At 61.6% G+C, this 11,539-nt stretch carries 10 protein-coding genes; 6 read left to right on the forward strand and 4 right to left on the reverse strand.

Annotated elements, in window-relative coordinates:
• The first annotated feature begins 7 nt into the window (after positions 1-7).
• Positions 8-649, forward strand: a complete 642-nt coding sequence (locus APH41_RS06760) for an oxidoreductase (protein ID WP_014720096.1) — start codon at positions 8-10, stop codon at positions 647-649.
• Positions 650-791: 142 nt separating this feature from the next.
• Here the strand turns inward: APH41_RS06760 and APH41_RS06765 are convergent, their stop codons facing one another.
• From APH41_RS06765 to APH41_RS06780, 4 genes are all read right to left on the reverse strand, one after another.
• Complete coding sequence (locus tag APH41_RS06765; protein ID WP_003194502.1) at positions 792-1,076, reverse strand: YceK/YidQ family lipoprotein; 285 nt, start codon at positions 1,074-1,076, stop codon at positions 792-794.
• The gene (ubiX, locus tag APH41_RS06770; protein ID WP_032895136.1) at positions 1,069-1,698 is read right to left on the reverse strand and encodes a flavin prenyltransferase UbiX; all 630 of its coding nucleotides are present in this window, start codon (positions 1,696-1,698) and stop codon (positions 1,069-1,071) included. The genes APH41_RS06765 and ubiX overlap by 8 nt, the downstream gene beginning before the upstream one ends.
• Complete coding sequence (gene mpl, locus APH41_RS06775; protein WP_054918129.1) at positions 1,695-3,044, reverse strand: UDP-N-acetylmuramate:L-alanyl-gamma-D-glutamyl-meso-diaminopimelate ligase; 1,350 nt, start codon at positions 3,042-3,044, stop codon at positions 1,695-1,697. The genes ubiX and mpl overlap by 4 nt, the downstream gene beginning before the upstream one ends.
• Positions 3,045-3,252: 208 nt before the next feature.
• Complete coding sequence (locus APH41_RS06780) at positions 3,253-5,163, reverse strand: sigma-54-dependent Fis family transcriptional regulator (RefSeq protein ID WP_054918132.1); 1,911 nt, start codon at positions 5,161-5,163, stop codon at positions 3,253-3,255.
• Positions 5,164-5,435: 272 nt separating this feature from the next.
• On the opposite strand from APH41_RS06780, the gene APH41_RS06785 reads away from it, so the two are divergent.
• The 5 genes from APH41_RS06785 to APH41_RS06805 all read left to right on the forward strand — a co-directional run bounded on the left by APH41_RS06785 (position 5,436) and on the right by APH41_RS06805 (position 11,501).
• Positions 5,436-6,956: an aldehyde dehydrogenase family protein gene (locus APH41_RS06785; RefSeq protein ID WP_005791797.1), complete on the forward strand. Its 1,521-nt coding sequence runs from the start codon at positions 5,436-5,438 to the stop codon at positions 6,954-6,956.
• 272 nt (positions 6,957-7,228) lie between these two features.
• Complete coding sequence (gene eat / locus APH41_RS06790) at positions 7,229-8,662, forward strand: ethanolamine permease (RefSeq protein WP_003194515.1); 1,434 nt, start codon at positions 7,229-7,231, stop codon at positions 8,660-8,662.
• A 63-nt stretch (positions 8,663-8,725) separates the two neighbouring features.
• The gene (locus tag APH41_RS06795) at positions 8,726-10,120 is read left to right on the forward strand and encodes an ethanolamine ammonia-lyase subunit EutB (RefSeq protein WP_054918134.1); all 1,395 of its coding nucleotides are present in this window, start codon (positions 8,726-8,728) and stop codon (positions 10,118-10,120) included.
• Positions 10,117-10,953: an ethanolamine ammonia-lyase subunit EutC gene (gene eutC / locus APH41_RS06800; protein ID WP_054918137.1), complete on the forward strand. Its 837-nt coding sequence runs from the start codon at positions 10,117-10,119 to the stop codon at positions 10,951-10,953. The genes APH41_RS06795 and eutC overlap by 4 nt, the downstream gene beginning before the upstream one ends.
• 89 nt (positions 10,954-11,042) lie before the next feature.
• Entirely contained in the window at positions 11,043-11,501 is a 459-nt protein-coding gene (locus tag APH41_RS06805) for an N-acetyltransferase (RefSeq protein WP_014720105.1), read from the forward strand.
• Positions 11,502-11,539: the final 38 nt, after the last annotated feature.

Raw genomic sequence — 11,539 nt, forward strand, 5'->3', positions numbered from 1 at the left:
AAACACCATGTACCTGACACCGCAGCATATCTTGCTGGCCGGGGCTTCCGGCCTCACTGGCGAACACCTGCTCGACCGCCTGCTCAACGAACCCACCGTGACCCGCGTGCTGGCACCCAGCCGCAAACCATTGGCTGAACATCCACGCCTGGAAAACCCGGTGGGCGACCCGGCGGTGTTCCTGCCGCAACTGAGCGGTCGCGTGGATATTGCCTTCTGCTGCCTGGGCACCACGATCAAAAAGGCCGGCTCGGAAGCGGCGTTCCGTGCGGTCGACCTGGACATGGTGGTGGCCTTCGCCAAGCGCGCACGGGAACTGGGCGCGCGGCATCTGATCGTGATCAGTGCGATTGGCGCCGATCCGAAATCCTCGGTGTTCTACAACCGGGTCAAAGGGGAAATGGAACTGGCGCTCCGAGCGCAAGACTGGCCGCAGTTGACCATCGTACGTCCCTCGCTGCTGCTGGGTGAGCGACTGGAACCGCGCCTGGCCGAACAGTTGGCCGGCCCGCTGTCACGGCTTATCCCGGGCAAGTACCACGGTATTGAAGTCTGCGAACTGGCCCGCGCCATGTGGCGCCTGGCGCTGGAAGAACAGGATGGCGTGCGGGTGGTGGAATCGGACGAGTTGCGCAAGCTCGGCAAGTAATGATGCAGGGCTTGTACTGATCGTTCCCACGCTCTGCGTGGGAGCGCCGGTTAGGACGCTCTGCGTCATGCTTGGGACGCGGAGCGTCCCCGACTGCATTCCCACGCGGAGCGTGGGAACGATCCACCGATCCACATCCTATCTACAGCCCGCCCGTGGCGTTGAAGCCCACACCCAGCACCGTCAACACCGACAGTGGCAACAATAAGGTATCGAGCAACGCGCTGGCCGGCAGGTCGAGATGGGGATAGCTCGGGGCCTCGGCACCAAAGCGGTCCTTGGCGCAGCAGCCGCCATTGATCGCGTACAGATCCAGGCGTGTGCCGGCATACACCACCGGGGCGCCCGGTTGCGCGGCATCCAGCGTGCGCGCGGTGGCACAGCCGGTTAGTTGCAGTGCCATCAACAGCAGCAGTGCTTTATTCATCGCCGCCCAGATGGTGCTCGCCCCAACGCGGCAACATGTCCTGGGGAATGTTCAACAGGTTGAGAATGCGCGCCACCACAAAGTCCACCAGGTCATCGATGGTCTGTGGCTGGTGATAGAAACCAGGCGACGCGGGCAGAATGGTCACGCCCATGTTCGACAACTTGAGCATGTGCTCCAGGTGAATGCTCGAATACGGCGCTTCGCGCGGCACCAGGATCAACTGGCGGCGCTCCTTCAAGGTCACATCCGCCGCCCGTTCGATCAGGTTGTTGCAGGCCCCCGTGGCAATCGCCGACAAGGTGCCGGTGGAGCACGGCACCACCACCATCGCCGCTGGCGCACCGGAGCCTGAGGCTACCGGCGACATCCAGTCCTCTTTGCCGTAGACCTTGATCTGCCCCGCCGCTGCGCCGGTGTACTCGGTGAGGAATGCCTGCATCATCTGCACTTTGGAAGGCAGCGCGACATCGGTCTCAGTCGCCAGCACCAATTGCGCCGCCTTGGAGATCAGAAAATGCACCTCACGGTCTTCACGCACCAGGCAGTCGAGCAGGCGCAAGCCGTAGGGCGCACCGGATGCGCCGGTCATCGCCAGGGTGATGCGTTCCGGCCCGCTCATTTCAGTGCCTCGGCCAGCTTGCCGTGCAGGCCGCCAAAGCCGCCGTTGCTCATGACCACCACGTGGGTGCCGGGCTGGGCCAAGGATTTCACATGCTCAATGATGCCTTCCAATGAAACGCAGACTGTGGAGGGCACGGTGCATAGCGCAGCAATCGCGGGCAAATCCCAGCCGAGGTTGGCCGGCGCATACCACACCACCTGGTCGGCATCGTTGACGCTCTCGGGCAGGCCATCACGGTGCGCGCCCAGCTTCATGGAGTTGGAACGCGGCTCGACGATGGCAATAATTTGCGCATCGCCGACGCGCTTGCGCAGGCCATCCAGGGTGGTGGCAATTGCGGTCGGGTGGTGGGCAAAGTCGTCGTAGATGGTAATTCCATTTACTTCAGCGACTTTCTCCATGCGCCGCTTCACACTCTTGAATGCGCTCAAGGCGGCAATGCCCATGGCTGGCACCACGCCAACATGCCGAGCGGCAGCCAGGCTCACCAAAGCGTTGGCCACGTTGTGTTGGCCGGTCATGCCCCAATCGACGATGCCTTGGGGCTGGCCTTCGAACAGCACTTCAAACCGCGAACCGTCTTCGCTGAGCAACCTCGCCTGCCACTGCCCGTCCGCGCCGGTGGTTTGCACCGGGGTCCAGCAGCCCATGTCGATCACACGCTGCAACGCAGGCTCGGTGGTGGGATGAATGACAAGGCCCTCACTTGGGATAGTGCGCACCAAGTGGTGGAACTGGCGCTCAATCGCCGGCAGATCAGGGAAGATATCCGCGTGATCGAACTCAAGGTTGTTCAGGATCGCTGTGCGTGGGCGGTAATGGACGAACTTGGAGCGCTTGTCGAAAAAGGCGCTGTCGTATTCATCGGCCTCGATCACAAAAAACGGCGTCTCCCCAAGGCGCGCCGATACCGAGAAGTTCTGCGGCACACCGCCAATCAGGAAACCCGGGCTCATGCCTGCATGCTCCAGCACCCAGGCCAGCATGCTGCTGGTGGTGGTCTTGCCGTGAGTGCCCGCCACTGCCAGGACCCAACGACCCTGCAGCACATGGTCCGCCAGCCACTGGGGGCCGGAGACGTAAGGCAAGCCTTTGTTCAGTACGTATTCCACCGCCGGGTTGCCGCGAGACATGGCGTTGCCGATGACGACCAGGTCCGGCACCGGGTCGAATTGCGAAGGGTCGTAACCTTGGATCAGCTCAATCCCTTGCGCCTGTAGCTGCGTGCTCATGGGTGGATAAACATTGGCATCGGAGCCTGTTACGTGATGGCCCAGCTCTTTGGCCAGAACCGCCATCGAACCCATGAACGTACCGCAGATACCCAGAATATGAATGTGCATAGTCGACCTCGTAAACATCGAGGCAGGTTAGCGTAGGGTGGGAAAGTTCGCACGCTTTAGCTGAGCACGAAACGCTCGCCGGTAGGATCCGGCACAAGGGAGCTCTTAAACCGTGCTGCCGGCGTTTTTAAGCTCAGCGCCTTTCAAGGTAGCGCGTGAGGCAAAAAACGAGCAGTTCGCAATAACCAGGTTACTCCGACAGCGCCCCTTACTGCATGGCGTCCCGTGAAATGCCATGTTTGCGTAACTTGCGGTACAGCGTATTGCGACTGACCCCCAACTGTTCAGCCACATGGCTCATATGCCAGCGCTGCTGCGCCAACGCGTTGAGCAATGCCTGGCGCTCGGCGTTCTCCAGCGGCGAGACGCACGGCGCATCCACCCTCGCCCCTTGCGGCTGCGCTTGGCGAATCAGTGCCGGCAAGTCTTCAAGACCGACTCGCCCGCCCTCACAGAGCGCCACTACCGTGCGCAACACCGTACGCAACTGCCGCAGGTTGCCGGGCCAGTGGAATGCCAACAGAGCCTGGCGCGCAGGCTCGTCCAGCATCACCTGCTCGGTGCCCGCTTCCTGGGCCAGGAGGAAGTCCAACAGTTGCGACTTGTCACTGCGTTCGCGCAACGGCGGCAGGGCCACTTCCAAGCCGTTCAAGCGGTAATACAGGTCTTCGCGAAAGCTGCCATCGGCCACGCGCTCCAGCAAATTACGGTGCGTGGCGCTGATGATGCGCACGTTCACCGCTTGAGGTTCGCCGCCGATAGGCACCACCAGGCGATCCTCCAGCACCCGTAACAGGCGGGTTTGCAACGCCAGGGGCATGTCGCCGATTTCGTCGAGAAACAGCGTGCCGCCGTCGGCCTGTTGCAGTTTGCCGCGCATGCCTTCTTTAAGGGCGCCGGTGAAACTGCCGGCGCGATAGCCAAACAGTTCGCTCTCGATCAGGTTTTCTGGAATCGCCGCACAGTTCAGCGCAACAAAGGCCTTATCGCCCCGCTGGCTGCCCTGATGCACGGCCTTGGCGAAAGCTTCTTTACCGCAGCCGGTTTCGCCGTTGATCAGCAAGGGCACGTCGCGCTCGAACACTCGCGAGGCCTTGCGTAGCTCATTTTGCAACGCCGGGTCGCCCACGCAGATACCCAAAGGCCGTGGCGCCTGCGGCTTGATGATGGGTACCGGCACACTGCGCGGCTGACCTCGCAGCGCTGCAAACAAAGGCCGGCCATCGCGGGTGCGCAGCGGCCAACTGGCCGTGGCATTCGCGCTGGCCCGCCCCAGTAACTGATCCAGGGAGCAGTCGAAAAATGCCTCCACCGACTGGCCCACCAAGCCGCCGCGCAGCTGCCCCAACAGGTTCAGAGCGCTCTGGTTGACCGCACAAATGCGCCCTTCGCCATCAAACGCCAGCAAGCCTTCGCTGAACAACCCGACCGACTCGGCCTGCAGGTGGAAACGCAACAGCCAGTGGTGTTCGAAGTGGCGCAGGAAATAGCAACTTTCGATCATCTTGGCCGACAGGTTCACCAGCGCCATGGTGTGGAACTGGCTCTGGCGCGACACGGCTTCGCGGGCCGAGGACACATCCAGCACCGCCAGCAATTCACCATGAGGGTCGAACACCGGGCTGGCCGAACAGGTCAGCCCGGTATGACGGCCGCGAAAATGCTCGTCACGGTGGATCGTCAACGACTGCCGCTCCACCAGGCAGGTGCCGATGCCGTTGGTGCCTTCGCAGGCTTCGCTCCAGTCAGCGCCCAGCCATAAGCCGGCGCGCTCGAATATCTTGCGCTCGGACGGCGCGGTGACACAGTTGAGGATCACCCCACGCGCATCGGTGAGCAGCACCGCATGACCGGCGCCGGAGAGTTGCTGGTGCAGGCTGTTCATTTCGCTGCCGGCGATGTGCAGCACTTGGCGCAGGCGTTCGCGACTTTCCAGCAAGCGCCCGTGCTCGAGCACGGTGGGCGCGATGGTCAGCGCCGGGTCGAGGTGGTAATCCTCCACGCAGCGCAGCCAGGAACGGGCGATGGACGGGTCGCTGCCAGGCCCTTGGGAAAGCTCTTGGCCACGGGTGACGGTCAAGACTTGCTGGGCATGGCGACTGAAATGATCGTTATGCATGTTCTTATTATTCTCCCTGCGTGAGAACGCCCAGCATCCCCCAGCCATCCGGCCATTGCAATCCCGGCCCGACCCACCGGTCACAGGCTGTATCGTTTATGGCACAAACTGTCACCTTGCCTGTATCACTCCCGTCACGGCAAAGCCTTGCAACAAAGCCCAACCTCTTGATTCTGCTGGCCCGCACGGCGATGGCCCGACCTTTGCTCTACGCTTTATAACGCGCTCGCAGCGCTGTACTCCGATAAACATAAAAGCAGGAGATGCCCACCATGCGTTATGCACACCCCGGTACCGAAGGCGCCATCGTTTCGTTCAAGGCCAAATACGGCAACTACATCGGCGGCGAATTCGTGGCGCCGGTCGATGGCAACTACTTCTCCAACACCTCGCCGGTCAATGGCAAGCCCATCGCCGACTTCCCGCGCTCCACTGCCAAAGACATCGACAAAGCACTGGACGCCGCCCACGCAGCCGCAGACGCCTGGGGCAAAACCAGCGCCCAGGACCGCTCGCTGGTACTGCTGAAAATCGCCGACCGCATCGAGCAAAACCTCGAACTTCTGGCCATCACCGAAACCTGGGACAACGGCAAGGCCGTGCGCGAAACCCTCAACGCCGACATCCCCCTGGCCGCCGACCACTTCCGCTACTTCGCTGGCTGCATCCGCGCCCAGGAAGGCAGCAGCGCGGAAATCAACGAACTCACCGCCGCCTACCACTTCCACGAACCGCTGGGTGTGGTTGGCCAGATCATCCCGTGGAACTTCCCGCTGCTGATGGCCGCGTGGAAACTCGCACCGGCCCTGGCCGCCGGTAACTGTGTGGTGCTCAAGCCAGCCGAGCAAACGCCGTTGGGCATCAGCGTGCTGATGGAGCTGATCGGCGACTTGCTGCCACCGGGCGTGCTGAACGTGGTGCACGGTTTCGGCAAGGAAGCTGGCGAAGCCCTTGCCACCAGCAAGCGCATCGCCAAGATCGCCTTTACCGGTTCAACGCCTGTGGGCTCGCACATCATGCATGCCGCGGCCGAGAACATCATTCCGTCCACGGTCGAGCTGGGCGGCAAGTCGCCGAACATCTTCTTCGCCGACATCATGAAAGCGGAACCTGCATTTATCGAAAAAGCCGCCGAAGGCCTGGTGCTGGCGTTCTTCAACCAGGGCGAAGTGTGCACCTGCCCTTCCCGCGCTCTGGTGGAAGAGTCGATCTACGACGACTTCATGAAAGTGGTGATGAAGAAGGTCGAGTCGATCAAGCGTGGTGACCCGCTGGACACCGACACCATGGTCGGCGCCCAGGCGTCCGAGCAGCAGTTCGACAAGATCCTGTCCTACCTGGAAATCGCCAAGGGCGAAGGCGCGCAATTGCTCACCGGCGGCAAGGTCGAGAAGCTCACGGGCGACCTGGCCACCGGTTATTACATCCAGCCGACCCTGCTCAAGGGCACCAACGACATGCGTGTGTTCCAGGAAGAAATCTTCGGCCCGGTGGTAAGCATCACCACTTTCAAGGATGAAGCCGAAGCCCTGGCGATTGCCAACGACACCGAGTTCGGCCTGGGCGCCGGCCTGTGGACCCGCGACATCAACCGCGCCTACCGCATGGGCCGGGCGATCAAAGCCGGCCGCGTGTGGACCAACTGCTACCACCTGTACCCGGCGCATGCCGCGTTTGGTGGTTACAAGAAGTCTGGCGTGGGCCGTGAAACCCACAAGATGATGTTGGATCACTACCAGCAGACCAAGAACTTGCTGGTGAGCTACGACATTAATCCGTTGGGCTTTTTCTAACCCCACTGAAGCAACAACCGTCACTGTAGGAGCGAGCTTGCTCGCGAAGAACGTTAACGATAACGCGAGCAGCCTGACTCCCCGAGGCGCTCGCAAGTTTTTCGCGAGCAAGCTCGCTCCTACATTAGCGGCGTGTATCAGCCAAATAAGGGGTAGCTGACAGGCCGCTATCGCAGGCAAGCCAGCTCCCACATTTGATATCACAAGCAATTGCTACCTCGTTCGGCACACAGACGCCGAGTCAAAAACAATAAGAATGGAAGGTACTTCCCATGCCTAGCGAACCCACTGGTTCTTCTGTCGACTTCGAAAAAGTCGGCACCGATTATTTTCAACAACGCGAACTGAAAAAAGGCGCCGCCGGCTGGGTACTACTGGTTGGCCTTGGCGTCGCCTATGTTATTTCCGGCGATTACGCCGGCTGGAACTTTGGCCTGGCCCAAGGCGGCTGGGGCGGCATGTTCCTCGCCACTTTGCTGATGGCCACCATGTACCTGTGCATGTGCTTTTCCCTGGCCGAGCTGTCCTCCATGATCCCCACTGCTGGCGGTGGCTACGGTTTTGCCCGCAGCGCATTCGGCCCTTGGGGCGGGTTCCTCACGGGTACTGCCATCCTTATCGAATACGCCATCGCCCCCGCCGCCATCGCAGTGTTTATCGGCGCCTATTGCGAGTCGTTGTTCGGCATTGGCGGCTGGATGATCTACCTGGCGTTCTACATCATCTTTATTGGCATCCACATCTTTGGTGTGGGCGAAGCCTTGAAGCTGATGTTCGTGATCACCGCTGTCGCCGCGATTGCCCTGGGCGTGTTCCTGGTGTCGATGGTGCCGCACTTCAACGTCGCCAACCTGCTGGATATACCCGTGACCGAGGCCAAGGGCGCCAGCAGCTTCCTGCCGTTCGGCTACGTCGGCGTGTGGGCCGCGATCCCTTATGCCATCTGGTTTTTCCTGGCGGTGGAAGGCGTGCCGCTGGCCGCTGAAGAAACCAAGAACCCCAAGCGCGACCTGCCGCGCGGGCTGATCGGCGCGATTGTGGTGCTGACCAGTTTTGCCCTGTTGATCCTGGTGATCGCGCCGGGCGGTGCGGGGACGTACGCGCTGATCAAATCCGGCAACCCGCTGGTTGAAGCCTTGGCGTTGTCCTACGGCGGTTCCACCTGGATGGGCAGCTTCGTCAACCTGGTCGGCCTGGCCGGTTTGATCGCAAGCTTTTTCTCGATTATCTACGCCTATTCGCGGCAGATCTTTGCCTTGTCCCGTGCCGGTTACCTGCCGCGCAAATTGTCCGAGACCAACAAGAGCAAGGCGCCAGTATTGGCACTGGTGATCCCCGGGATTATCGGCTTTGGCCTGTCGCTGACCGGCCAGGGCGACTTGCTGATCCTGGTGGCGGTGTTTGGCGCCACCATTTCCTACGTATTGATGATGGCCGCCCACATCACCCTGCGCATCCGTCGCCCTAAAATGGAGCGGCCATACCGCACGCCGGGTGGCATCTTCACTTCGGGCGTGGCGCTGGTGCTGGCTTGCGTGGCCGTAGTGGCTGGCTTTCTGGTGGACCCGCGTGTGGTGATTGGCGCGGCGATCATCTATGGAGTATTAATTGCTTACTTTGCTTTCTACAGCCGGCATCACTTGGTAGCAGGCACGCCGGAAGAGGAATTCGCGGCGATCCAGGCCGCAGAGGCCGCTCTGCACTAACTGCCGAAAACCTCGACGCGGTGCCTTGCCCACAGCAGGCCCGCGTCATCAAGGAGACACTGTATGGCAAGTTTTTCCCACGCGGTGGGTGCTCAAACCTACCGCTTCGACAGCCTCAAGGACGTGATGGCCAAGGCCAGCCCCGCACGCTCCGGGGACTTCCTCGCCGGTGTCGCCGCCCAGAATGACGGTGAGCGTGTGGCGGCGCAGATGGCGCTGGCGAATATCCCGCTCAAGCACTTCCTGCAAGAAGCACTAATTCCTTATGAAAGCGATGAAGTCACCCGGCTGATCATCGACACCCACGATAAACAGGCGTTTGCAGCGGTCAGCCACCTAACCGTCGGCGGCCTGCGCGACTGGCTGCTCAGCGATGCGGCTGATGAACATACCCTACGCGCATTGGCGCCAGGGCTGACACCGGAAATGGCCGCGGCCGTGTCCAAGATCATGCGCGTGCAAGACCTGGTGCTGGTGGCGCAAAAGATCCGCGTGGTCACCCAGTTTCGCGGCACCCTGGGCCTGCGCGGGCGCTTGTCCACGCGCTTGCAGCCCAACCACCCCACCGACGAACCGGCCGGCATCGCCGCGAGCATTCTCGACGGCCTGCTGTACGGCAACGGCGACGCCATGATCGGCATCAACCCGGCCACCGACAGCATCGCCTCGATCTGCGCCATGCTGGAGATGCTGGACGCGATCATCCAGCGCTACGAAATCCCCACCCAGGCCTGCGTGCTCACCCACGTCACCACCTCCATCGAAGTGATCAACCGCGGCGTACCGCTGGACCTGGTGTTTCAGTCAATTGCCGGTACCGAAGCGGCCAATGCCAGTTTCGGGATCAACCTGAACGTGCTGCAGGAAGGTTACGACGCGGGCTTGAGCCTCAAGCGCGGCACCCTGGGCCAGAACCTGATGTACTTCGAAACCGGCCAGGGCAGCGCCTTGTCGGCCAATGCGCACTTTGGCGTCGACCAGCAAACCTGTGAAACCCGTGCCTACGCCGTGGCGCGGCACTTCAAGCCGTTTCTGGTGAACACCGTGGTCGGTTTTATCGGCCCGGAGTACCTGTACAACGGCAAGCAGATTATCCGCGCCGGCCTGGAAGACCACTTCTGCGGCAAACTGCTCGGCGTGCCCATGGGTTGCGATATCTGCTACACCAACCACGCCGAAGCCGACCAGGACGACATGGACACCCTGCTGACCCTGCTCGGCGTGGCCGGCATCAACTTCATCATGGGCATCCCCGGCTCTGACGACATTATGCTCAACTACCAGACCACCTCGTTCCACGATGCCCTGTACGCCCGGCAAACATTGGGTTTAAAACCGGCACCGGAGTTCGAGCAGTGGCTGGCGAAAATGGGCATCTTCACGCAGGCTGATGGCAAGGTGCACTTTGGCAACAGCCTGCCACCGGCCTTTCGCCACGCCTTGGCGCAATTGGGATGAAGGAGCCGACCGTGCAACCAGAATTGCCTGACAACCCGTGGCTGGAACTGCGCCGCCTGACCCCGGCGCGTATTGCCCTGGGCCGCACCGGCACCAGCCTTCCCACCAGCGCCCAACTGGACTTCCAGTTTGCCCACGCCCAAGCGCGGGACGCGGTGCACCTGCCCTTCGATCACGCCGGGCTCAGCCACCAACTGGCCGAACGCGGCCGAGACAGCCTGTTGTTGCACAGCGCCGCCACGGACCGGCACATCTACCTGCAACGCCCGGACCTTGGGCGACGCCTGAGCGATGAGTCGGCGCAAACGCTGCGCGATTACGCCCTGGCCCAGCCCGGTGGTGTGGACTTGGCCATCGTGGTGGCCGATGGCCTGTCGGCACTGGCCGTGCATAAACATACAGCGCCGTTTCTGGCGCGCTTGGAAGAACAGACCCACGTCGAAGGCTGGTCCTTGTCACCGGTGATCCTGGTGGAGCAAGGCCGCGTGGCGGTGGCCGATGAAATCGGGCAGCTACTGGGCGCCAAGATGGTGGTGATCCTGATCGGCGAACGACCGGGGCTCAGCTCGCCGGACAGCCTGGGCCTGTATTTCACCTACAACCCCAAGGTCGGCCTCACCGATGCCTATCGCAACTGCATCTCCAATGTGCGGCTGGAGGGCTTGAGTTATGGCATGGCGGCCCATCGCCTGCTGTACTTGATGCGAGAAGCCTGTCGCCGGCAGTTGTCAGGGGTCAATCTCAAGGATGAGGCGCAGGTTCAGACCCTCGAATCCGACGACCCGAACCTGATGAAGGGCAATTTCCTGCTCAGTCCGGCGGATGACCGCTAGCGGCACGATTGCGCTTTTTGGCGTCATTAGGCAGCATCGAGTCACGGCCGCTCGTGTGGTCATACCCCATTTGGAAGTTGAGGCCTGGCATGCGGATTACTCAAGCGACCCTGGAACACCTGGACCTGTTGACCCCGTTGTTCGTCAAATACCGCGAGTTCTACGGGGCCTTGCCGTTCCCGGACTCGTCACGGGCCTTCCTGGAGAAGCGCCTGCGACGCAAGGAGTCGGTGATCTACCTGGCCCTGGCCGACGATGACGACAAGCGGCTGCTGGGGTTTTGCCAGCTGTACCCGAGCTTTTCTTCGCTGTCGCTCAAGCGGGTGTGGATCCTCAACGACATCTATGTGGCCGAGGATGCGCGCCGGCAACTGGTGGCGGACAACCTGATGCGCACGGCCAAGAAAATGGCCAAGGACACCCACGCGGTGCGCCTGCGGGTATCGACCAGCAGCGATAACGACGTGGCGCAGAAGACCTACGAGTCGATTGGGTTTCGCGAAGACACCGAATTCAAAAACTACGTGTTGCCGATCAACGAAGACTGAAAACCGGTAAGCCAAACACCGCAATATCCTTGTGGGAG

The sequence above is a fragment of the Pseudomonas sp. NBRC 111138 genome (assembly GCF_001320835.1).
GTDB lineage: Bacteria > Pseudomonadota > Gammaproteobacteria > Pseudomonadales > Pseudomonadaceae > Aquipseudomonas > Aquipseudomonas paracarnis.